Here is a 24,083-nt window from a genome sequence, read left to right on the forward strand (position 1 = left end):
GTCAAACACTTTTTAAAATTAATTTTAACGGCTATTTTCGACCTCACTAACAGGCTTCAGACATATGCCTTACCCCGTGTCAGTGGGAGCGCATTATAGAGAGCTAGCGTGACTATGCAAGTGTTTATTTCAATTAAAATAGACATTAAAATGTTTTCGGTTGATTCCTAGACAAATCACCAGACGCTATGCTCACTATATAAACGCATAAGCATCTGCAAACATTTGTTCACTCTTAGCTCCTTTACTTTGGGTAAACTGTTCACGGGCAGCTCCTGCCATTTCAAAACGGCCAGCAATATAAATGTCATAATCATCTAGTAAATCAAAGTCTTCATCTATGGCAGCCAAAACATTACCTGTTTTCCCTTGCCAACTAGAATCAGCTTGTTCTACGACTGGTATAAAATGAATATTGCTGTGGTTAGATGCGATATCGTTAAGTTCTTCTATTGCGTATAGTTGGCATTCATCACGAGCTCCCCAGTAGAGGTAGATACTCTTAGAGCTATTTTGCGCAATACAGTGATCCAAAATAGAACGTACGTAACTAAAACCTGTTCCACCAGCGATTAAAAGTAGTGGTCGATCACTGTCTTCTCTTATCCATGCATCACCATGAGGCGCTTCAATGTTCACTTTAGAACCGTCATCCAAAGATTTTTGCATTATACCTACCACTTCTATGGCGTAAGCATTATGCTCAGCTGCACCAATATGGAGTTCGAGCTCACCGTGGTGACGGCAAGGACTACTTGCTATCGAAAATGGCCGCTTATCTTTTTCACCCATGACCACAGTTAAATATTGCCCGGCTTTAAAAGCCACAGGTGTTTCAGGGTGTAAAAGAATGCGATAAGTATTACTGGCTAGGGGTTCTATAGATTTCACTATACATTGGATTGTCATGGTATTCCTCTGGTCTACTTGCCGACGTAGACTCTGTGTTATGTGACGCCTCTCTCCAACAGTGAAGCGCCGCTCTTATTAATTATAATTTCTTAGCTCAGTAGTTTGATATAATATAACTTTAATAATCGACTAACGTCTCATATACCGAGCTTACTCCACTTAGCATCAACCTGCTCAACTAGATCAGGGTCTTTCTTGATCGGGATCCCCCACTCTCGTGTTACTTCACCAGAGAGCTTCTTGGTTGCATCCAACCCTAGCTTTGCGCTCTGTCCACCATTTTTTTGGACTATAGTTGCATCACGTAAAGGGTCCATTCTAGTAGTGATGGCCCAAATGATATCATTCCAATCATGAACATTAACATCATCATCACAAAGAATGACAAATCTAGCATCAAGGTTCTGTTGTGAAAATTCCCATACGCTTTTTAGTAACGACCGGGATTGTCCCGCATGTGCTTTCAACATCGAAATAATTACAAAAGCGCTTGTTCCAGAACTTGGCATAGAAATATCAATTATTTCCGGAAAAGCTTCACGTAGCTTTTCTAGTATATCCTCGACAGTGACTTCGCTTGGCGCCGATAGCATATCTTGACGATTAATCTTTTCTGCGTCCCATTTAATAGTGGCATCCAAACCCATTTTAGAGCCAAGTCCAGCAATAGGAGAAGCGAAGTCCAATGAGTCAATCGGAGTATTTTCTATCAATAACGTATCAGCCGCAGGATCCATGTTCTGACACATTGCACTAACAACATCATTCCAACAACGAGCATTAACACTTTCATCGCAAACAAGGACAAATTTCGTATACATAAACTGACGTAAAAAAGACCATACACCCATCATTACTCGTTTAGCATGTCCTGGATACTGCTTTTTGATTGTCACTACAGCCATTCGATAAGAGCAGCCTTCAGGCGGTAAGTAGAAATCCACTATTTCTGGGAATTGTTTTTGTAATATAGGCACAAAAACTTCATTAAGTGCGACACCAAGGACTGCAGGCTCATCGGGCGGGCGGCCAGTATAAGTACTATGATATATAGGATCTTTACGCATGGTCACGTGAGTAACTGTAAAGACATGATGCCTTTCTTTTTCGTTGTAGTAGCCTGTATGGTCTCCGTAAGGTCCTTCATCGGCGTACTCATTTGGATCGATGTAGCCTTCGAGCACGATTTCAGCACTTGCTGGTACCTCGAGATCATTACTAATAGACCTCACTACCTCGGTTTTGCTCCCTCGCAACAACCCCGCAAATGCATATTCTGACAAGGTATCTGGTACAGGTGTAACCGCACCAAGAATAGTGGCGGGATCTGCACCGAAAGCAACAGAAACTGGAAAAGGCTCACCTGGCTTAGCCTCCATCCAATCTTTCAGATCAAGAGCTCCACCACGATGGGCAAGCCAACGCATGATAACTTTGTTCTTACTGAGTTTTTGTTGACGATAAATACCAAGATTTTGACGCTTTTTAAACGGCCCTCGGGTTATAGTTAGCCCCCAAGTTAACAAAGGTGCGACATCGTCAGGCCAGCAACTCATTACTGGAATTTTATCAAGATCAACTTCATCAGCTTGCCAAATGATCTGCTGACACGCTGCATTACGTATCCTTTTAACCGGCATATTGAGCACCTGCCTAAATACAGGAAGCTTTCGCAATGCATCTTTAAAACCTTTAGGTGGCTCTGGCTCTTTGAGATAAGACAGCAACTTGCCTACATCACGTAGGTCCATCACATCGTTTCGTCCCATACCTATTGCCACTCTCTCTGCGGTACCAAACAGATTGGTAAGCACAGGTATATCGTAACCAATTGGGTTTTCGAATAACAATGCAGGGCCACCTGCGCGTAGAACACGATCGCTTATTTCTGTCATCTCATAATGTGGATCAACAGGTTCAGAAATGCGCTTTAGTTTCCCTTCCCGTTCAAGGTGAACAATAAAATCGCGTAAGTCCCTAAAAATCATAGATCTGCTGTGAGTTGATTAGTCTGGGGGCAGTATAACAAAAAGAGAGATATCTCCATCCCCCTTTTTAATAAGGTTAATACTATTGTGACAAAGCATTCATAATGGCGTGGCTTCGCACCTGAGGATTATCGTTGGCAAGTTCTTCCAGCCATGGGGAGTAACCTTGATTGGCGAGTTCAGTCGCAACCATAGAGGCTTCATCATGCAAAGTCATTCGGTCAATCAGAAACACTTTAACTTCTTCTTTCATTGGCTTAATACGCGCCAACTCCTTAATTGCTTGCTCTTTAAGACTAGGGTTATATGAGGCATTCATAATTTGCACTATGGAAAACCCATCCCCGACTTCAGCTAAACGGCTCAATTCCGACTGACTATGGAAATCAGCCCGCATTAACCAAAGTAGTTTGTAGACTTCAGAGTCTTTGCTGGCTTGAGCCAGTCGGACCATAATTTTTGACGAGGGTAACCAACTTGTAACGGCTTCATCGGTTAATTGAGATGCTAGGTTATCAATGGCTTTCGAAGATAAATTATCAAGCTCACGCAAAAATAGAGCTTCTTTCGCTTGAAGCTGATATTCATTACCTGACAACCAGAGCTTAAGATCCAGCTCTCCACGCTCAGCGTTGAGAACAAAGTCTAAGGCGAGTGTATCTTGCTTCCACCGTTTAAGAATGCGACTTGCGATTGCAGGGTAATTAAAAGCGGGAACAGAAAACTCATACCCCTCCCCTCTTTCCATCACCTGATAAGTGGGAGCCATAGATTTCTGCTGTTCAACAAACAGCGCCATTGAAGCCGTTAAGGGAATATTTTGCGCTTCTATCTCCCGCAACAAAAGATACCTAGCAACTTCCTGTTGTGGGAGTGCCATTCTTTCCAACGCAAAGCTCAATGAATCTGTCTTACCTTGAATTGCAGATTGCAGCAAATCAGCCACCTTTCTATTGATTTGTTGGCTATCAATCAGAAGATGAACTTGTTTAGGCTGCATTTCGGTTGCCAATGCACTTGGAGCTCCGATGAATAAAGATGCACACAGGAGAACCGACGACAACATTCCTTGTTGCATGTTAACCTCCTTTTAACATTCTTACTCATTGTGCGGCTTATCAAACGAGAATGCAAACAAAAACGCCACCGACAATGTCGATGGCGTTATGAGTCACAAATTATTATTGACGCCGCATTGCATCGAAAAATTCATCATTAGTCTTGGTCATTGCAAGCTTATCAATCAGGAATTCCATTGCGTCGATTTCTCCCATAGGGTGAACAATTTTACGCAAAATCCACATTTTCTGTAGCTCGTCCGTTTTCGTCAAAAGCTCTTCACGACGAGTACCACTGCGGTTGAAGTCAATAGCAGGGAAAACTCGCTTCTCCGCAATCTTACGATTTAGGTGCAGTTCCATATTACCTGTACCTTTAAATTCCTCGTAGATCACTTCATCCATCTTAGAGCCTGTATCTACAAGCGCAGTCGCAATAATAGTTAAACTACCACCCTCTTCAACATTACGGGCAGCACCAAAGAAGCGCTTAGGACGGTGCAATGCGTTGGCATCAACACCACCAGTCAGGACCTTACCTGAAGAAGGAACAACAGTGTTGTAGGCTCTTGCTAGGCGAGTAATAGAGTCAAGCAAGATAACTACATCTTTCTTGTGTTCAACTAAGCGTTTCGCCTTTTCAATCACCATTTCTGCAACTTGAACATGACGTGACGCAGGCTCATCAAAGGTAGAAGCAACCACTTCCCCTTTAACCAAACGCTGCATCTCAGTTACTTCTTCCGGACGTTCATCAATAAGAAGTACCATTAGCTCACACTCAGGATGATTATAAGCAATGCTCTGTGCAATATTTTGCAGCAGCATTGTTTTACCCGCCTTTGGTGGAGCAACAATCAAGCCACGCTGACCTTTACCAATCGGTGAAGCAAGGTCTAAAACTCGTGCGGTAATATCTTCTGTCGAACCATTGCCTCGCTCCATCACCATACGCTCATTGGCATGTAATGGGGTTAAGTTTTCAAACAGGATCTTATTACGTGCGTTGTCTGGTTTGTCATCATTAACCGTATTGACTTTTAACAACGCAAAGTATCGTTCACCGTCTTTTGGTGGACGAATCTTGCCAGCAATTGAGTCACCGGTACGTAGGTTAAAACGACGGATCTGACTCGGAGAAACATAAATGTCATCAGGACCGGCTAGGTATGAGCTGTCTGCACTACGCAAAAAGCCAAAGCCGTCTTGAAGTATTTCCAGAACTCCGTCGCCAAATATATCTTCACCGCTTTTTGCGTGTGCTTTTAAAATGGCGAAGATGATATCTTGTTTTCTCAAACGAGCTAGGTTTTCAAGGCCTAAGCTTTCGCCCAGCTTGACAAGATCAGACACTGGTCTGTTCTTCAGTTCTGTTAGATTCATGGTGGTGGATGCTTGTTTAGTCAAAATAGGATCTGTTATTTAGTTAAGATGAATTCGGTCACAGGATCGACCAAGAAGAGAAACTAGTTTATTTAACGTGCGATAATCTAGCACTAAATACTAGCCTAGTCTAGATTTTGTTGATATTCAAAACCGCGCATCGATGAAAATGCACGGTCTCATCGCATGAACAACTTATAGGTTCGCGTCTAAAAACTCTTTCAGTTGAGTTTTAGACAAAGCACCTACTTTAGTTGCTGCTACACCACCATCCTTAAATAGTAATAAGGTCGGTATACCGCGGATACCAAATTTAGGTGGAGTACCTGCATTTTGGTCGATATTTAATTTACCGATAGTGAGTTTACCTTCGTACTCGTCTGCGATTTCGTCCAAAATAGGGGCGATCATTTTACAAGGACCACACCATTCTGCCCAAAAATCAACAAGAACTGGGCCTGCAGCATTGATTACATCGTTCTCAAAACCGTCATCAGTTAGCTGCAAAATCTTATCACTCATCTTACACTCCAATGTGTTTTTTCGGACTGGTTGGATGATAACCAGTATTTAGATGCCCTATTGGAATGTATTTACCTTCGTATTGCAAGCTTAAGCTGATATTCTATAGCTATGAAAAAGACGCATATCACAGAGCAAAAGTTCGCCGATTTGGGTTTACACCCCCAAGTTATTGAAGGTTTGAATAAAAAAGGGTTCGAATTTTGTACCCCAATTCAAGCTTTGGCGTTGCCGGTACTGCTCACCGGCCAAGACATTGCAGGACAGGCTCAAACTGGAACAGGGAAAACCCTGGCGTTTCTGACTGCTACTTTTAACCACCTTCTCAACACACCCGAGCATGAAGGTAGAAAGATTACACAACCTAGGGCCATTATAATGGCTCCGACTCGTGAGCTTGCCATCCAGATATATAATGATGCCAAGCCGTTAATTGAGAGCACTGGCATCAAAGCCGCACTGGCTTACGGTGGCGAAAGTTATGACAAGCAATTGTCAAAGCTAGAGCAAGGTGTTGACGTTCTTATTGGCACCACAGGTCGAATTATCGATTTTTATAAGCAGCGCGTATTTAATCTTAAAAGCATACAAGCCGTCGTCCTTGATGAAGCCGATCGAATGTTTGATCTGGGCTTTATTAAAGATATACGCTTTCTTTTCCGCGGCATGCCAGAACCCAAACAACGCCTAAACATGTTGTTCTCTGCCACTTTATCTTATCGAGTTCAAGAGCTGGCTTTCGAGCATATGCATAACCCTGAACACCTTGCTGCTGAGCCAGAGCAAAAGACAGGTCACCGCATCCAAGAAGAACTCTTCTATCCGTCAAACGAAGATAAGATGACTCTTCTACAAACTTTGATCGAAGAAGAATGGCCTGAGCGAGCGATAGTATTTGCTAACACCAAGCACAAATGCGAATCAATCTGGGGACACCTTGCAGCCGATCGACACAGAGTTGGGCTCCTCACTGGCGATGTACCTCAGAAAAAACGTGAAAAGATCCTTGAGCAATTTACTCGTGGAGAAGTCGATTTGCTTGTCGCAACAGATGTGGCGGCCAGAGGACTGCACATCCCACAAGTCACTCACGTATTCAATTATGACCTACCTGACGACTGTGAAGATTACGTTCACCGCATAGGCCGCACAGGAAGAGCTGGTGCAAGTGGTCATTCTATTAGCTTCGCTTGTGAAGAATACGCCATTAATCTTCCCGCGATTGAAGAGTATATAGAGCATACCATTCCAGTCTCTGAATATGATGCGTCGGCGCTAATTCAAGATCTGCCGGCACCATTACGTATGCGTTCTAATCGACCACAGCAACGCCGTACTAACACTGGTGGTTCACGCTCGAATAACCGCCGTTCAAACAACCGCTCTCGTCAGCGTCACAGTAAAGATTCATAAGGCCGTTTATGAGACAAGAAGTGTCATCCCCACTTTATGCTGCCATTGACCTCGGGTCTAACAGTTTTCATATGCTGATTGTTCGTCATATTGATGGCAGCATACAAACCATGGCGAAAATAAAACGTAAAGTACGTTTAGCTGCAGGACTGGACTCAAACAGTCGTTTGAGCCAAGAGGCTATGCAGAGGGGGTGGGACTGTCTGAGTCTCTTTGCTGAACGCCTGCAAGACATTGATAAGCAAAATATTCGCATTGTCGGTACGGCAACACTGAGAACAGCGACCAATGCAGATGTCTTCCTTAGCCATGCCAAACAAATACTAGGCTACGACATAGAAGTCATTGATGGTAGGGAAGAAGCCGCGACTATCTACAAGGGTGTCGCGCACACTTCAGGTGGCTGCGGACGCCGCTTAGTGGTTGATATTGGCGGGGCAAGTACAGAGCTCATCATCGGCCAAGGGTTTGACGCTCAAGTGCTCAACAGCTTAAAAATGGGCTGTGTCACCTGGCTAGAAAATCACTTCAAAGACCGACAGCTTTCTGCTGAAAACTTCGAAAGTGCTATAGCCGCAGCCAAAAAAACCCTACACCCCGTACTAAGCCAGTACACAAGCATAGGCTGGGATGTGTGTGTCGGTGCTTCAGGCACAGTGCAAGCCTTGCAGGAAATAATGCTGGCACAAGGTATGGATGAGGTCATCACCCATGCTAAGCTCAAGCGACTACAAAAACAGGCCATGCTCACCGATCACCTAGAAGAGCTTGAAATTGAAGGCTTAACCCTAGAGCGCGCCCTTGTGTTCCCAAGTGGCCTTTCTATTTTAATTGCAATTTTTGAGCTGCTAAACATAGATTCGATGACACTGTCTGGCGGAGCACTGCGTGAAGGACTGGTATACGAAATGGTTGATGAGCTAAAGCAAGACAACATTCAAGCTCGCACCATAGCCAGCGTACAAAGTCGCTACCAATTGGATAAAGCGTACGGCGATCAAGTGGCTAACTTGGCTGGTAAGTTGCTCCATCAATGTGAAGACAAATGGATACCGGAAGCGCAAGGCACTGCAATTCTAGAAGCAGCCGCTAAGTTACATGAAATCGGTCTAACCATTGATTTCAAAAAAGGCGGGGATCACAGCGCCTATCTGTTGCAACATTTAGATCTGCCAGGCTATACACGCGCTCAAAAGCAGCTTTTGAGTGAGATAGTACGTCGTTACCGCGAAAACCTAACTCCTCTGCCAGCGCAGCATGCCATGTCAGCTAGCAGCGCCGCACGAGTGCTCCGTTTACTTCGTGTGGCAGTGATACTTTCACACAGGCGCAACCCTGATTTAGAACCAAAAATCAGACTGACATCGGATAAGGACGAGCTGACACTCATCATGTCTTCTCGCTGGCTTAAAGCAAGCCCTCTCATCGCAGCGGAGCTAGAAATAGAAGCCAACCGACAAAGTGATCTTGGCTGGCCTCTCGTAATTACAACCGATTAAAAACCAAAAAGCCCAGCATAGATAGTTTGGGCTTTTCGTTCTTAATTCACTATGAACTGGCGCCGAGAACTCTAAAGTTGGGGTTCACCGCGGTGATTTTTTTCACCAGATAGTTCAATAGCACACCATACATAGGAACAAACAGGCCTAAGCTAATGATGAGTTTAAAACTATAGTCGACCAAGGCTATTTCAACCCAATGTTTTGCCATAAAAGGGTCGCTACTTTGATAAAACGCAATCGAGAAAAAAGCGATAGTATCAAGAGCGTTTCCGAGCAAGGTTGAACAAGTCGGTGCTATCCACCACTGCTTCATTTGCCGCAAGCGATTAAATACATGCACATCCAATATCTGACCGAGCAGATAAGCCATAAAACTTGCAATCGCGATACGTGCAACAAATAGGTTAAATTCACTCAGATGAGAGAAGCCTTGAAATTGGCCTTCAAAAAAGAGCACTGACAACCCATAAGATACCGCGAGCGCCGGCAACATCACCCAAAAGATGATTTTTCGTGCTAGCTGAGCACCAAAAATACGTACTGTCAGGTCAGTCGCCAAAAAGATAAAGGGAAAAGTGAAGGCGCCCCAAGTGGTATGAAAGCCAAAAACCGTAAATGGCAATTGAACCAAATAGTTACTAGAGGCAATAACGACGAGATGAAACAGGGTTAAAACAAGAAGCGCTTTACGCTGCTGAGCGAGAGAAAAACTACTCATAAGATACCTTTTTAATTTGGTTTGGGGGTGAGGGAACCCAAATCGAGTCCAATATGTTATTGAGCTCTTACCAATACTGTTAATAATCAAAGCTGATAATTATCTAGACGAATATCTCAAGCAAGAAATTTCGCCACAGCTAGAATAAACATCTATCGATATTCAACTTGATAATTATCGCGGCCGGTGATTATACATTAACCACCTTTTGCTGCAATAGCGAGTATGGACGCGCAAGGTGCCTAGCTAAAAGCCACAGCGAAATAAGTTAGCCAAGTAATCAAGTTCTTCTTTGCTGTCTTTTATCACTAGTGATTCAATCCATACACTTTCACTGTAATGCTCAGATTTGAGTAATAGCTGGCAACCTTCAAAGTCAATTAACCATGAGTGAATGTCCGCATCCCATTGCTTTTCTATTACGGTTGCAGAAAGTAGCGTAATCATTTGCTCTGCCATTGCAGGAAAGCTATCAAAATCAAAGCTGGGCGTTTTTAGTTCCAAACGCCCTTCTTTCGGCTGATATGCCCGCAAACCAAATCTGTGTGTAGAATCAACCATGGTAAGAAACATGCTCCTGAATCAAATCTAAAAATGGATCGGCGTATTTCTCCAACTTACGCTGTCCTACTCCACTAACAGCCAGCATTTCACCATAAGAAGTGGGTAATATTTCCGCCATATCAATTAATGTTGCATCACTAAAGACGACATATGGTGGTAGCCCATCTTCATCAGCAATCGATTTACGTAATTTGCGCAGCTTGGCAAATAACTTCTTATCGTAATTCTTACTGATTAATTTGTCTGATTTAGCCGTTCTCGCGGCAGTATCCAGTCTAGGAACCGCCAGCTCTAAGCTCATATCACCTCGCAAGAGAGGGCGAGCTTCTTCAGTTAACTGAAGTGTTGAATTACGAGTAATATTTTGCGTCAGCATCCCTTTGTGTATCAACTGACGAAAGATACTGACCCAGTAATCATGACTATTTTCACGGCCAAGACCATAAGTTGATAGCTTGTCATGACCATGCTCTCTAATGCGGCTCGTTTGCATGCCGCGCAGCACTTCAACCACATAACCAATCCCAAAGCTCTGGTTGACTCGATAAACGCAAGATATTGCCTTACGTGCTTGGTCAGTCCCATCAAAATGTTTGGGTGGGTCAAGGCAAATATCACAGTTGCCACAAGGCTTATCACTGTATTGACCGAAATAATTGAGTAGGACTTGGCGCCGACAAATTTGTGCTTCAGCGAAAGCACCCATGGCATTTAACTTATGACTTTCTACCTGCTTTTGCGGCCCTTCATCTTTTTCATCCAACATGCGTCTTAACCAACCCATGTCCGCTGGATCATACAACATCATGGCTTCAGCTGGCAGACCATCTCGACCAGCTCGCCCCGTTTCCTGATAGTAGGACTCTATATTGCGTGGAATATCGAAGTGGACAACAAAACGAACGTTAGGCTTATTAATACCCATACCAAAAGCAACAGTGGCAACCACTATCTGTATATCATCACGCTGAAAGGCTTCTTGTACATAAGCTCGTTCATCAGTATCTAACCCAGCATGATAACTCGCAGCGCGGATATGATTGTTGCACAATTTCTCGGTCAACATTTCGACTTTCTTGCGGCTACCACAATAAATAATGCCGCACTGGTTTTTTTGTCCAGTCACGAATCTTATGATCTGAGAAATTGGTTTATGTTTCTCTAGCAAGGTATAGCGAATGTTGGGCCTATCGAAGCTGCCTAAATAAACATGCGGCTCTCGAAGCTGCAATCTATGGGTAATATCACTTCGAGTCGCTTCATCCGCGGTGGCGGTCAGCGCCATAATAGGCACATGAGGAAATTGCTGTTTTAGTTGACCCAAGGAGGCATATTCTGGTCTAAAGTCATGCCCCCACTGAGATATACAATGGGCTTCATCAACAGCAATCATTGACAACGAAAGAGTTTCAAGCCGCTCAACAAAATCACGCATCAGCACCCGCTCTGGAGAAACATAGACAAGCTTTAGATGACCCGCCTGCATACGGCTATATACGCTGCTTAGCTCCTCGCGCGTCATTGTTGAGTTTATACACTCAGCCAGAACGCCATTGGCTTTTAACTGATCAACTTGGTCTTTCATTAGTGAAATCAAAGGAGAAATCACTATAGTTAACCCTTCACAGACTAAAGCTGGGATCTGATAGCAGAGTGACTTTCCTCCACCAGTTGGCATAATGACGATACAATCCTGACCACTCACGACAGCTTGGATCACTTCTTTTTGACCATCGCGAAATGTTTTATAGCCAAACACTTCATCTAGGACAGCTTCAGGTGTGATTGAGGGTTCAGCTTGTTGAGCAAACAATGTCTCAGTCATGAGTGCCTCAGTTAGACAAGGTAGAGGAAAGCAAAGCGCACATTGTAGTGGTGTTCGGATATGAATAAAACCGCAAATTACCGTCTATTGAGACAAAAAGACGCCGAGCACTAGATGATATATTTACCAATTTGTATACTAGACAAACAATAGAATAAGAAGAAATACATTAATGACCACAGAACAAGAATCAAGACAGGGTATACTACTCGCCATCGCAGCTTACACAATGTGGGGCATTGCACCCATTTATTTTAAAGCTATAAGCCAGGTTCCAGCTCTTGAAATCCTCAGTCATCGCGTCATTTGGTCATTCATTCTACTTACTGTTTTATTGCACCTAGGCCGCCGCTGGCGCAGCGCAAGAGATATCTACCGCTCAAAAAGCAAGATGTTACTATTAATTTCTACCGCTCTGTTAGTTGGAGTCAATTGGCTGATTTACATTTGGGCAGTGAACTCAAACCATATGCTAGATGCCAGTCTTGGCTACTATATCAACCCTTTACTCAATGTCATGCTCGGATTGATATTCCTGGGCGAGCGCTTGAGAAAAATGCAGTGGTTTGCCGTTGCTCTAGCAACTTGCGGTGTAGCCATACAAGTGATCATATTTGGCTCAATCCCTATCGTTGCCATCGCGCTAGCATTAACCTTTGGATTTTATGGATTGCTGCGTAAAAAAGTCAAAGTCGATGCTCAAACTGGTTTGTTTATCGAGACCTTAGTGATGCTGCCAGCAGCAGCCATTTATCTGCTTTGGATTGCCGACTCCGCCACTTCGGATCCCAGCTTTAACACTGTAACCTTAAATATGTTATTGATCTGTGCAGGCATAGTGACCACTCTCCCCCTACTTTGCTTTACTGGCGCAGCTACTCGTCTAAAGCTCTCTACTTTGGGATTCTTTCAGTATATAGGTCCAAGCTTAATGTTTTTGCTAGCAGTCTTAGTTTACGGTGAGTCCTTTACAATTGATAAGGCTATTACCTTTGCATTTATCTGGAGTGCTTTGGTCATTTTTAGTTATGACGGGCTTAAAGCGAAAAAACACTCTCTAAAACCAAAATCATAGTGTGGCATGTACTCCATTCATAATAGAAATAATGGAGTACAAGCATCTCTAAACTTGCGGGGATATGCTTAAAAATCTCTGATAACTGATCTTTATTTACAAGACAAATGATTAAACTGTGTATATTATTGGTTAAAATTTACACACAACATTGCTATGGATAAGGTCAATTACCTCACCACACAAAATAAAGAAATCGGCCTGATCCATGCGAACTACCAAAAGTTCGCTTTCCGCAGGCACTATCATCTTGACTTTCATATTGGCTTGGTGACCAATGGCCAACAAAAATTCTTTTACCAAGGGGTAAATCATACCATTGGGCAAGGGCAAGTCGTCATCATGCCTCCAGATGAACTGCATGATGGAAGCTCAATCCATAGTAATGGGTATCAAGTAAGAGTTTTCTCCATCGATCCCAAATGGTTTAGTGAGCTCGCCGATCTAAAGAGTGAAAACGATCAGGTTCAGTTCAGCCAATTGATTATTTCAAACCCCACTCTCTTCCAACATATGGTTAGAGTCCATCAAGCCTTGGGAGCAAACAACCTTAGTCAGTTAGCAAAAGATTGCCTGCCCTATGAAGGCTTTGAGCTTTTGTTTCGTCACTACGGCGCCATACAGCAAAAAAATACCCTACCACTGGGAAATCAATCAATCTCAACACTAAAAGACTATTTAATGGAAAATTTAGCCCAGCCAGTAAAGCTTGAAGAATTGTCACAGCTGTGCGAGCTCAGCCCAACACAATTTCAACGTCACTTTAAAGCTAAAGTCGGTTTAACACCTTATGCTTGGCTCAGCCGTTTAAGGCTAGAATATGGTTTTAAACTGCTTAAAAACGGAGTAAGTGGCACTGAGGTCGCCCATCAAATTGGTTTTTATGACCAAGCTCATTTTAGCAAAGCCTTTAAAGCGTCTTATGGTATTTCACCCTCTAAGATTTAGTGTTAATAATTTACAATCTTCACTGTTTTGATTAAGACAAAATAGGCTCATGATTAACTAATGAGCATCACAATGAACGAAATCACCATTCTTACTACGCTTGCCAGCGTGCACTTTATTGCTCTCATGAGTCCAGGGCCAGATTTTGCTTTAGTGGTCCAAAATGCCGCACGTTATGGCCGTCAAACCGGACTCTATATTGCCTTAGGTCTCTCATTTGGCATCCTACTGCACTCTATCTTGAGCCTAACTGGAATTAGCTACTTGGTTCACCAACAACCACAACTATTTGCTGGCTTACAGTTAGTCGGGGGTAGCTACCTAGCTTATTTGGGTTATTGTGCTCTCAAAGGCTGTTGGCAAGCAAAAAATAATCTCGAGTCACAATCTAAGCAGGAAAGCAGCACATTGCTGAGCAATAAGCGTCAAGCTTTCTCTCGAGGATTATCAACTAATATCCTTAACCCTAAAGCTCTCGTTTTCTTCATAAGCCTGATGTCAAGTTTAGTGCCAGCAGATATGTCGCTCACAGGTAAAGGACTTGCATTGGGTATATTGTGGGGTCTATCTTTCGTATGGTTCTCACTACTCGCTTGGGCACTTTCTACCAAACGCATGCAAGGAAAAATCAAAGCGATGGCATTTTATATTGATGGCTTGTGTGGGCTGATATTCACCATCATAGGCACTAGTATTCTTTGGCAGTCCATATCTGAGTTACTGTTAAAAGTGTAAAAAATTTGATTCTATATTACATTTTTATAACAAACCTTTAGACTCTCAGCGCTTCCACTGCCACTCTGTCACCGCATAATTCACAAGGAGTACAAGATGCAGTGGAAACGACCATTTTTAACAACCTGTCTATTATTGACCTCGGTTTCAGCTTTCGCCAATCAGGCAGCCGATTCTGTTGCCCCCGAACAAAGCAGCGGCCTAGAAACAAAACAATTAGTCAAAGCGAAAGACTGGATGGTTACAGCCGCAAATCCACTTGCGACTCAAGCTGGCGCTAATATTCTCAAGCAAGGTGGCAACGCCATCGATGCTATGATAACCACTCAGCTTATGTTGGGACTTGTCGAACCGCAATCTTCTGGTATTGGCGGTGGGGCTTTTCTTGTCTACTGGGATGCTAAACAAAAAAAACTGACAACCTACGACGGACGAGAAACCGCTCCTCTTGCCGCAACACCACAGCTATTTCAGGACGAACACGGTCAGCCGATGCAATTTTATGATGCCGTGGTCGGCGGCCGCTCTGTTGGCACACCTGGAGTAGTAAAATTGATGTGGGAAACCCACCAAAAATATGGAAAGCTAAAATGGGAGCAACTATTTGAACCGGTAATTCAGGTAGCCAAACAAGGCTTTGCTATCAGCCCTAGGCTTGCCACCCTAATCAGTAAAGATGCCAAGCGTTTGTCTCGTTTTCCTGCCACAAAAGCCTATTTCTTTAACCCTGATGGCTCAGCAAAAAAACAAGGCACCATTTTAAAAAACCCAGCTTATGCAAACACCTTATCTAGCATTGCCAACCACGGAGCAGATGCTTTCTATAAAGGTAAAATTGCTAGAGATATCGTTAACACAGTAAAATCAGCACAAGGCAATCCAGGTGTCCTCGCCCAGCAAGATTTCGACACCTATAAAGTCAAACAGCGAGAGCCTGTTTGCTCAGCTTACCAAAGCTATGATATTTGCGGTATGGGTCCACCAGCTTCTGGCGCTCTTACCGTCAATCAAATATTAACCATGACACAAGAGTTTGACCTTCAAGCTTGGGGACCCGAAAGCGCCAAATCTTGGCAAGTTATTGCTGATGCTTCGCGTTTAGCTTTTGCAGATCGTGGCATGTACATGGCTGATGAAGACTTTGTTCCTATGCCAACTCAAGGCCTAGTTGATTCTGAATACTTAAAACAGCGCGCAGAACTGATTACTCCAGGAAAAGCACTAGAAAGTGTTTCGGCAGGTTCACCTCCGTGGAGTTACGCACGTCAACAAAGTCCTGACGAATCTATTGAGCTTCCTTCAACCAGTCACTTCAATATTGTCGACAATGAAGGTAATGTCGTATCCATGACAGCATCGGTTGAAAATGCATTTGGCTCACGCCTCATGACCAACGGCTTTATTCTCAACAACGAGCTCACTGACTTCTCATTTCGTACCCACAATAATGGCAAACCAATTGCTAATCGCCTCGAGCCTGGTAAGCGCCCCCGTTCATCTATGGCGCCAACCATCATATTAAAAGATGGCAAACCCTATATGGCGATTGGCTCGCCTGGGGGAAGTCGCATTATAGGCTATGTGGCACAAGCCATTATTGCTCATACTCAGTGGGGCATGGATATCCAGCAAGCTATCAATCAAGCTCATGTACTAAACCGTTTCGGCACACTTGATATCGAACAAGACACCTCTGCAGAAGAGCTCAAGCCAGAACTCGAAAGGATGGGATTTGAGATCAAAGTTGGCAACTTGAACTCAGGCCTTCACGCAATACTTATTAATGGTCGCCAATTAGAAGGGGCAGCAGATCCAAGAAGAGAGGGTACAGCAATCGGTCATTAGTAATATTTACCCGCCATCTTGTGAGATATTTCTTACAAGATGGTGCGTAAACACCTCTTTTTTAATGAGTTTATTAAAATTAGAGCAATATAACTAGCTGTTAGAAAAGGTTTTGTTTTATTTTTGAACACTTGATTTTAATAACGAATAAAGAGTCCAACCTTGAGGAATATTCTTGGCATCGTAATATAGCACTTGTCGGAAGGATGCTGACACGGAACAGGAACAGCCAAGGAATTGGTGATCTTCAGGATGAAGATTTGGCTACTTAGTTTAGTAGTCGGCAAGGAAAGCAAACTGGACATTGAACGGACTCATATTAGTAACTAGGATGGGTTACTACTAGGGAAGGGAAATGGATACCGCTTAAGGATTAGGCGATGTGAGCTAACTAGGATAGTTAGCGGACCAGGATAAGGTCATGGACACCGCTAGGATGGCGATGAAAGGACTGAGCTGAAGGACATCAGCATACTATCAAGGAATGATGCATGGAGCACCTTTAGTAGCCGGATTGCTGCGAGTAAGACCATAACCCCGATGGGCGAAAGCCCTCGGGGTTTTTCTTTTCACCTAAAGTTGCTCTAGCTTTGCATAGGCAGTCACCAACCATTTGATCCCTTCACCATTAAAAGCAACTTGTACCCGACCTTGATGGCCACTGCCTTCAAAATTAATAATGGTCCCTTCACCAAACTTGGGATGTTTGACACGCGACCCCAGGTTAAAACCGGTTTCATTAAAGTTATCTTTGACAACTTTCGTACTAAATCGACCCGCACTCGCCGGTCTGCTAACCTGAGCTTTCATACGAACTTCATCTAAACAACTTTCGGGCAACTCTCGAATAAAGCGTGATGGTTTATGATATTTATCTTGACCATACAAGCGGCGCATTTCAGCATAGGTAATGTAGAGCTTTTCCATCGCGCGAGTCATGCCCACATAACACAAGCGTCGCTCCTCTTCCAAGCGACCCGCTTCTTCGGCTGACATCTGACTTGGAAACATTCCCTCTTCCACTCCAACCATAAAGACCAATGGGAACTCCAACCCTTTGGCGCTATGCAAAGTCATCAGCTGCACTGCATCTTCAAATTCATCAGCTTGCCCTTCGCCCGCTTCCAACGCAGCATGGGTCAAAAATGCCGTGAGTAAAGTCATCTCTTCCGCTTCTTCCGGCTTTTCAAACTGACGCGTAGCCGTGACCAGCTCTTCTAAGTTTTCAATGCGAGCTTTCGACTTTTCACCTTTTTCCTGTTCGTACATCGCATACAAACCAGAATACTTGATCACATGGTCAGTCTGAGCATGAAGTGGCAACTCGCTGGTATCATCTTCAAGCGCGTTAATCAGTTCAACAAAACGTCCAAGAGCAGAGGCAGCTCTACCTGCAAGCACTTTCTCTTCTAACAAAGCCACGCTGGCATCCCACATGGTACATCCGCGATCCCTAGCTGCTAAACGCAGCGTCTCGAGCGTTTTGTCTCCCAGTCCTCGGGTTGGCGTATTGACCACTCTTTCAAATGCGGCATCATCATTGCGGTTTGCTATCAAGCGCAAGTAACTCAGGGCATCCTTGATTTCCTGACGCTCGAAAAATCGCATCCCACCATAAATGCGATAAGGTAAACCCGCTTGAATTAAAGCTTCTTCTAACACACGCGACTGAGCGTTGTTACGATATAACATGGCCGCATCATTCAATGAGCCACCTTTTTCCTGCCAATCTTTGATTTTATTGACCGCAAAACGCGCTTCATCTAATTCGTTATAAGCCGAATAAACTGAAATAGGATCGCCAGCTAAACCTTCGGTCCATAATTCTTTGCCCATACGCTCAGTATTGTTGGCAATCAACGCATTGGAAGCCTCAAGAATCGTCTTGGTCGAGCGATAGTTTTGTTCGAGGCGAATGGTATTAACACTTGGAAACTCTTGAGTAAACTTTTCAATATTCTCGATTTTTGCTCCGCGCCAACCGTAAATTGATTGGTCATCATCCCCCACAATCATCACATTAGATTCTGGTCCTGCCATCATTCTTAGCCAAGCGTATTGGATGTTATTGGTATCTTGGAACTCATCCACAAGGATATGCTTAAAACGGGCTTGGTAATGCTCACGAATATGTTTTTTATTTCGTAGCAGCTCATGAGCTCGGAGTAGAATTTCGGCAAAATCCACCAAACCCGCGCGATCACACGCTTCTTGGTAGGTACTATAGAGTTGAAGATAAGTTTGAGTCACAGGATCGCGATACGCATCAATATGATTTGGACGTAACCCTTCATCTTTTTTCCCGTTAATCCACCAAGCAACTTGCCTTGCTGGCCACTGTTTCTCATCCAAATTCTGTGCTTTGATCAATCGTCGCAGAAGTCTCTGTTGATCATCACTGTCCATGATCTGAAAATCTTCCAACAGCCCAGCATCCAGATAATGAGCACGCAAAATACGATGACAAATACCGTGAAAAGTGCCGTTCCACATACCTGATGTGGTTCCCATCATTAAGTCTTCGATACGACCTCGCATCTCAGCAGCTGCTTTATTGGTAAAGGTCACAGACATAATTGAAAAAGGCGAAGCCTGCTCAACGGACATCAGCCAAGCAATCCGATGTACGAGCACCCGTGTTTTACCACTTCCTGCACCCGCTAAAACCAATAAGTTTTCAAGTGGAGCAGCTACAGCTTCACGCTGCTTATCGTTTAGACCATCGAGGAGTAAAGAGGGATCCATTAGCATTCAGTCACTGGTTATCTATACATGAAAAGTGATTATAACCTAAACACCAGACCGAGTTTAGAATATTCGCTGCAAAAAAACCGCCCCACGCATACATAAAAACAATAGGTTAGGCATGTTAAATTTATTTTTTGTATTTAATTGACGTTTTTTTGAAAGTTTTGCGATGTTTTTTCTATCCTTTTAGTTGAATAGGCATATGAAATACTGTGCTAAGCAGCCTTAGCCAAACCTCAAGGAACTATGCGCTAAGGTATTAAAGTCTTCACTGAGAATGGAAAACCAGAGGAAACGAGAATGAAAAAATCAAGTCTTGCTGTCACAGCTGCGGTCACCAGCCTTGTTGCGTTTGGTGCAAGTGTAATGACCACTCCTGCTTTGGCTGCTGAGAAGGAAAAGTGCTACGGCGTTTCAAAAGCTGGAAAAAATGACTGTGCAACCAAATCCAGCTCTTGCGCAGGGACTTCAAAAGAAGATAACCAGAAAGATGCTTTTGTGGTTGTACCCAAAGGTCTATGTGAAAGGTTAGTCGGCGGCAGTACGCAGTCGTCATAGCAAGCAAAGGCGGCTTTATCACAGATAAGCCGCCTTGGTTTGACGCTCATAAAGGAATAATGAGTGAAGACAGATAAATATCACAAACAAGTGGGTGTCGGCTTACGCGCTCCTCACGTTGACCATTTTATTTCCAACAAGCCGCCCCTAAGCTGGTTAGAGATTCATAGTGAAAACTATTTTGAGCCTTATTCAACAGCTAGAAAAAAACTTCGACAACTTGTCGATAATTATCAGATTAGCTGCCACGGAATAGGTCTCTCCCTTGGCAGCATTGAACCGGTAAACACTCAACACCTCAAAAAGCTTAAAATACTTATCGATGAAGTCCAGCCCTTTCTTATTTCGGATCACCTCAGCTGGAGCCATCATGGCGGACATTACTTTAATGACCTTCTTCCTTTGCCTTATACCGAAGAAGCTTTGGATGTTTTCTGCCGCAACGTAAACCATGTACAGGAATATTTAAAACGACCGATTCTTATTGAAAATCCATCAAGTTATATCAAATTTGACCACTCAACCATTGAAGAGTGGGAGTTTCTAAATCAAGTGCAAAAGCGTACTGACTGCAGACTATTGCTCGATCTCAACAATATTCATGTCTCAGCTTTTAACCATGGATTTAATTGTCAAACGTACATTGAGGCAATTCCAGCAGATAAAGTTGATGAGATACATCTGGCAGGCTTTACCATTAAACACCTTGAGCATGGGGAAATATGGATTGATACCCATAGTCAACCAGTAAGTGATGATGTTTGGTCGCTGTATGAATATTGGCTATCCCATCATGGCCCACGTCATACTCTGATTGAGTGGGATCTCGATATACCAGAGCCAGAAGTGCTGTTAGAAGAATGCCAAAAGGCAAGCCAAAGATTAATACCATTTAGCACACTCAAAGGAAGAAAAGCGTCATGAGCTTAACGCTTGCGGATCTGCAGCAGAACTTCGCCAGTGCGCTCCAATACCAAACATCTGGAGAAGAGTGCCACATCAAAAGCGATCATTTTACCGCAGAGGAACGCATCCAAATCTATCGTAATAACTTTATTATTGGTTTAACCGACGTTCTTCAGGCAACCTATCCCATGGTTCATGTCTTAGTTGGAGAGGAGTGCTTTACCCAGCTGGCTCGCCAGCATATTCTCAATAGCCCGCTCAAGTCGGGTAATGTAAGCCACTACGGCGAGCACTTTGCGAGCAGCATAGAAAACTTCCCCAGGGTAATGGAAGCTGCGCCTTATATTCAAGAGGTCGCTAAGTTTGAATGGCAGATTGATCTATCAGAACAAATCTTGTCTAAAGTCGAGCCAAGCAAGCACTTACTTTCTATCAATCAATTGTCAACTTTACCACAAGATCAGCATCAATATATCAAGCTCCACTTATCTCCCAATGCACTAACCTTTCAATCACGCTTTGCTGTCTTTTCTCTGCGCTTAGCCATTGAAGCTAATGACTTCTCACAGCTAGATATCAATCATGCAGAGCAAGGCGTCATAATGAGCCAATATGATGGCCCGTGCTCGACAGTGAAACTGAATAACACATCATTCGAACTGGTTGAGTATCTCACAAACGGATACACCTTGGGGCAGCTCCCTGAAACGCACCTTGCATGCCTCGAAACACTGCTCGAACATCAATTCATTTGCGGCTTTTCTCTCGCGCCACATCAATAAGGATATAACTATGCCCGAGTCGATAAATAACCTAATTAAGCGCTACGACACCATAGTCGACAAAGCTCAATGCTTTTTTGTTCCACTGTTATTGCTCTTTTGCCGCTTATGGGTTGCGTGGGTATTTTTTAATTCTGGGTTGGTAAAAATTTCCTCTTGGGACAGCACCTTGTATTTGTTCGAATACGAATATCAAGTGCCAATTCTACCTTGGGAGCTGGCCGCTTATATGGGAACCGCTGCAGAGCTTATTCTGCCTGTTTTTCTCGCATTGGGACTGCTCTCTCGACCAATGGGAGCGATATTATTTGTGTTCAATATTATTGCTGTCGTCTCTTACCCTCTATTGTGGGAGAAAGGCTTCTACGACCATCAGTTGTGGGGGTTAATGATTTTAATCGTGGTGGTTTGGGGACCAGGGCCAATTTCTGCCGACAAACTCATCAAAGGGAAATTGCAAAACTAGTGGATGGAAACAGCCACGCCTTCCAATAGAAGACGTGGCTCGTTATTATTTCGAGTTAGGCTTCGATACCTGCGTGACGAAGCAAGGCATCAATTTGCGGCTCTCTTCCACGAAAACGCTTAAACAGCTCCATAGGCTCTTCGCTGCCACCCATCTCTAGGATGTTATTTAAGAAACTCTTACCAGTTTCCGCATTGAATATTCCCTCTTCTTCAAAACGAGAGAAAGCATCAGAAGACAGCACTTCGGCCCACAGATAGCTGTAATACCCCGCACTATAACCACCAGCAAAAATATGACTAAAGCTATGAGAAAATCGATTCCACTCCAAACTTGGCAAAACCGCCACCTTAGCTTTCACTTCGGCTAATGTTTCCAATACCTTGGGTCCAATATCAGGATCGAATTGTGTATGAAGGGTAAAGTCAAACAAACCAAACTCGAGCTGACGCAAAATAAACATGGCTGACTGAAAGTTTTTTGCAGCTAGCATCTTATCAAGCATCTCTTTTGGTAAGGGTTCGCCTGTTTGATAATGACCAGAGATAAAGGCAAGTGCCTCTTGCTCCCAACACCAATTTTCTAAAAACTGACTAGGCAGCTCTACCGCATCCCAAGGTACACCATTGATACCAGAAACCGCGCCAGTTTCCACTTGTGTTAACATGTGATGAATACCATGACCAAACTCATGGAATAAGGTCACCACTTCATTGTGAGTAAATAGCGCAGGCTTGTCTCCAACAGGGCGCGTGAAATTACAGGTTAAGTAGGCCACTGGCGATTGTAGCTCTCCCTTAGCGTTGATGCGGCGAACGCGACATTCATCCATCCAAGCACCACCACGCTTATGCTCCCTTGCATACAAGTCAAGATAAAAGCTGCCGCGCAATTTTTCATCGGCATCAAAGATATCGAAAAAACGCACCGACTCATGCCAAGTATCTACCCCTTGGCGCTCAACGACCTTCATACCAAAGACACGATTCAAAACTTCAAATAAACCACTCACCGCTCTTTGTTCAGGGAAATAAGGGCGTAGTTCTTCATCGGAAATCTGGAACAAGTGCTGCTTTTGCTTTTCGCTGTAATAAGTAATGTCCCACAGCTCAAGCTCTTCTACGCCATATTCGCGCTTGGCGAACTGGCGCAACTCTTCAACTTCTTTCTCACCTTGCGGTTTGGCTTTATTGGCCAGATCATTGAGAAAGCTCAGCACTTGAGCAGGATTTTCTGCCATTTTAGTCGCCAAGGACTTCTCACTAAAAGTATTAAAACCAAGCATACGAGCGATTTCATAGCGCAGCTTGAGCTGTTCATTGATAATCTCTGTATTGTCCCACTCTCCTGCATTTGGACCTCGGTCAGAAGCTCGGGTCGAGTATGCCTCATACAACTCTTTACGCAGTGCCTGATTATCGCAATAAGTCATCACTGGCAAATAGGAAGGAATATCTAATGTCAGCAGGTAACCATCCAGCTCTTTCGCCTGCGCCGCAGCTTTAGCCGCAGCCAACGCGGATTCAGGCATACCCGCTAACTGTTGCTCATCTTCTATATGCTTTGTCCAGCCCATGGTGGCATCAAGGACATTGTTGGAAAACTTGGACCCCAGCTCAGACATGCGTTTGCTGATCTCACCATAGCGATGCTGCTCATCTGCAGGTAGACCAATACCAGATAGCTCAAAGTCACGTAATGAATCTGTCACGGTTTTTTTCTGCGCTTGTGTCAGCTGAGAAAACTCATCACTGTCCTTGAGAGCTTTGTATGCTTCAAATAAGCCTTTATGCTGACCAACCCAAGTTCCATACTCGGACAAAAGAGGCAAACAACTTTCATAAGCTTCACGTAATTGCTCACTATTGACCACAGAGTTCATATGACTGACCGGAGACCAGATGCGACTCAAACGGTCATCGACTTCTTCGATAGGGGCAACAATATTTTCCCAACTAGGGTCGCGATTATCGGCCAACACTTGCTCGATTTTAGCGCGGCAATCGGCTATCGCTTGTTCAACTGCAGGTTTAACGTGCTCCGGCTTAATTTGAGAAAAAGGAGGTAAATCAGTAAAACTAAGAAGAGGATTAGACATAAGTATTCCTTTTGTTTAGCAAAAAGCGCACGGACAG

General features: G+C 43.8%; 20 protein-coding genes. 10 read left to right on the plus strand and 10 right to left on the minus strand.

Annotated features, from left to right (window positions below):
* Positions 1-195 precede the first annotated feature (195 nt).
* The 5 genes from fre to trxA all read right to left on the minus strand — a co-directional run bounded on the left by fre (position 196) and on the right by trxA (position 5,863).
* Positions 196-909 carry an NAD(P)H-flavin reductase gene (gene fre / locus MHN79_RS19505; RefSeq protein WP_239174498.1) on the minus strand — a complete coding sequence of 238 codons (714 nt, stop codon included), beginning with the start codon at positions 907-909 and terminating at the stop codon, positions 196-198.
* 140 nt (positions 910-1,049) lie between these two features.
* Positions 1,050-2,900, minus strand: a complete 1,851-nt coding sequence (gene ubiD / locus MHN79_RS19510) for a 4-hydroxy-3-polyprenylbenzoate decarboxylase (RefSeq protein WP_239174500.1) — start codon at positions 2,898-2,900, stop codon at positions 1,050-1,052.
* Between the two features lie 82 nt (positions 2,901-2,982).
* Positions 2,983-3,978 (minus strand): hypothetical protein, encoded by a 996-nt coding sequence (locus tag MHN79_RS19515; RefSeq protein WP_239174502.1) that lies wholly within the window; start codon positions 3,976-3,978, stop codon positions 2,983-2,985.
* A gap of 103 nt (positions 3,979-4,081) precedes the next feature.
* Complete coding sequence (rho, locus tag MHN79_RS19520) at positions 4,082-5,341, minus strand: transcription termination factor Rho (protein WP_114767716.1); 1,260 nt, start codon at positions 5,339-5,341, stop codon at positions 4,082-4,084.
* Between the two features lie 195 nt (positions 5,342-5,536).
* On the minus strand, positions 5,537-5,863 hold the full coding sequence (gene trxA / locus MHN79_RS19525) for a thioredoxin TrxA (protein ID WP_004741193.1): 327 nt from the start codon (positions 5,861-5,863) through the stop codon (positions 5,537-5,539).
* A gap of 111 nt (positions 5,864-5,974) precedes the next feature.
* Here trxA and rhlB point away from each other — a divergent pair, with 111 nt between their 5' ends.
* Both rhlB and gppA read left to right on the plus strand, forming a co-directional pair.
* Positions 5,975-7,276, plus strand: coding sequence for an ATP-dependent RNA helicase RhlB (rhlB, locus tag MHN79_RS19530; RefSeq protein WP_239174505.1), 1,302 nt, complete (start codon positions 5,975-5,977; stop codon positions 7,274-7,276).
* Between the two features lie 8 nt (positions 7,277-7,284).
* Positions 7,285-8,775, plus strand: a complete 1,491-nt coding sequence (gppA, locus tag MHN79_RS19535; RefSeq protein ID WP_239174507.1) for a guanosine-5'-triphosphate,3'-diphosphate diphosphatase — start codon at positions 7,285-7,287, stop codon at positions 8,773-8,775.
* A 49-nt stretch (positions 8,776-8,824) separates the two neighbouring features.
* On the opposite strand, the gene MHN79_RS19540 is transcribed toward gppA, so the two are convergent.
* The 3 genes from MHN79_RS19540 to recQ form a co-directional block, all read right to left on the minus strand.
* Complete coding sequence (locus MHN79_RS19540) at positions 8,825-9,496, minus strand: 7-cyano-7-deazaguanine/7-aminomethyl-7-deazaguanine transporter (RefSeq protein ID WP_239174509.1); 672 nt, start codon at positions 9,494-9,496, stop codon at positions 8,825-8,827.
* A gap of 246 nt (positions 9,497-9,742) precedes the next feature.
* Positions 9,743-10,057, minus strand: coding sequence for a DUF3630 family protein (locus tag MHN79_RS19545; protein WP_239174511.1), 315 nt, complete (start codon positions 10,055-10,057; stop codon positions 9,743-9,745).
* Positions 10,050-11,885: an ATP-dependent DNA helicase RecQ gene (gene recQ, locus MHN79_RS19550; protein ID WP_239174513.1), complete on the minus strand. Its 1,836-nt coding sequence runs from the start codon at positions 11,883-11,885 to the stop codon at positions 10,050-10,052. Before recQ ends, MHN79_RS19545 begins: the two co-directional genes overlap by 8 nt.
* 172 nt (positions 11,886-12,057) lie before the next feature.
* Here recQ and rarD point away from each other — a divergent pair, with 172 nt between their 5' ends.
* From rarD to ggt, 4 genes are all read left to right on the plus strand, one after another.
* Positions 12,058-12,960 (plus strand): EamA family transporter RarD, encoded by a 903-nt coding sequence (gene rarD / locus MHN79_RS19555; RefSeq protein WP_239174515.1) that lies wholly within the window; start codon positions 12,058-12,060, stop codon positions 12,958-12,960.
* A gap of 156 nt (positions 12,961-13,116) precedes the next feature.
* Complete coding sequence (locus MHN79_RS19560) at positions 13,117-13,908, plus strand: AraC family transcriptional regulator (RefSeq protein WP_239174516.1); 792 nt, start codon at positions 13,117-13,119, stop codon at positions 13,906-13,908.
* Between the two features lie 72 nt (positions 13,909-13,980).
* A complete protein-coding gene (locus MHN79_RS19565) occupies positions 13,981-14,643 on the plus strand; it encodes a LysE family translocator (RefSeq protein WP_239174517.1) in 663 nt (220 codons plus the stop codon).
* 96 nt (positions 14,644-14,739) lie between these two features.
* Complete coding sequence (gene ggt, locus MHN79_RS19570) at positions 14,740-16,488, plus strand: gamma-glutamyltransferase (protein ID WP_239174518.1); 1,749 nt, start codon at positions 14,740-14,742, stop codon at positions 16,486-16,488.
* 573 nt (positions 16,489-17,061) lie between these two features.
* Here ggt and uvrD read toward each other — a convergent pair.
* On the minus strand, positions 17,062-19,233 hold the full coding sequence (gene uvrD / locus MHN79_RS19575; RefSeq protein WP_239174522.1) for a DNA helicase II: 2,172 nt from the start codon (positions 19,231-19,233) through the stop codon (positions 17,062-17,064).
* 303 nt (positions 19,234-19,536) lie between these two features.
* Here uvrD and MHN79_RS19580 point away from each other — a divergent pair, with 303 nt between their 5' ends.
* The 4 genes from MHN79_RS19580 (at position 19,537) to MHN79_RS19595 (ending at position 21,948) form a co-directional block, all read left to right on the plus strand.
* Complete coding sequence (locus tag MHN79_RS19580; protein ID WP_114787836.1) at positions 19,537-19,794, plus strand: DUF2282 domain-containing protein; 258 nt, start codon at positions 19,537-19,539, stop codon at positions 19,792-19,794.
* 63 nt (positions 19,795-19,857) lie between these two features.
* The gene (locus MHN79_RS19585) at positions 19,858-20,718 is read left to right on the plus strand and encodes a DUF692 domain-containing protein (RefSeq protein WP_239174524.1); all 861 of its coding nucleotides are present in this window, start codon (positions 19,858-19,860) and stop codon (positions 20,716-20,718) included.
* The gene (locus MHN79_RS19590; protein WP_239174528.1) at positions 20,715-21,482 is read left to right on the plus strand and encodes a DNA-binding domain-containing protein; all 768 of its coding nucleotides are present in this window, start codon (positions 20,715-20,717) and stop codon (positions 21,480-21,482) included. The genes MHN79_RS19585 and MHN79_RS19590 overlap by 4 nt, the downstream gene beginning before the upstream one ends.
* 10 nt (positions 21,483-21,492) lie before the next feature.
* Positions 21,493-21,948, plus strand: a complete 456-nt coding sequence (locus MHN79_RS19595; protein ID WP_239174530.1) for a DoxX family protein — start codon at positions 21,493-21,495, stop codon at positions 21,946-21,948.
* A 55-nt stretch (positions 21,949-22,003) separates the two neighbouring features.
* Here MHN79_RS19595 and prlC read toward each other — a convergent pair whose 3' ends face one another.
* Positions 22,004-24,046 (minus strand): oligopeptidase A, encoded by a 2,043-nt coding sequence (gene prlC, locus MHN79_RS19600; protein WP_239174532.1) that lies wholly within the window; start codon positions 24,044-24,046, stop codon positions 22,004-22,006.
* Positions 24,047-24,083 lie beyond the last annotated feature (37 nt).

This window comes from Vibrio sp. Of14-4, assembly GCF_022347625.1.
Lineage (GTDB): Bacteria > Pseudomonadota > Gammaproteobacteria > Enterobacterales > Vibrionaceae > Vibrio > Vibrio pristinus.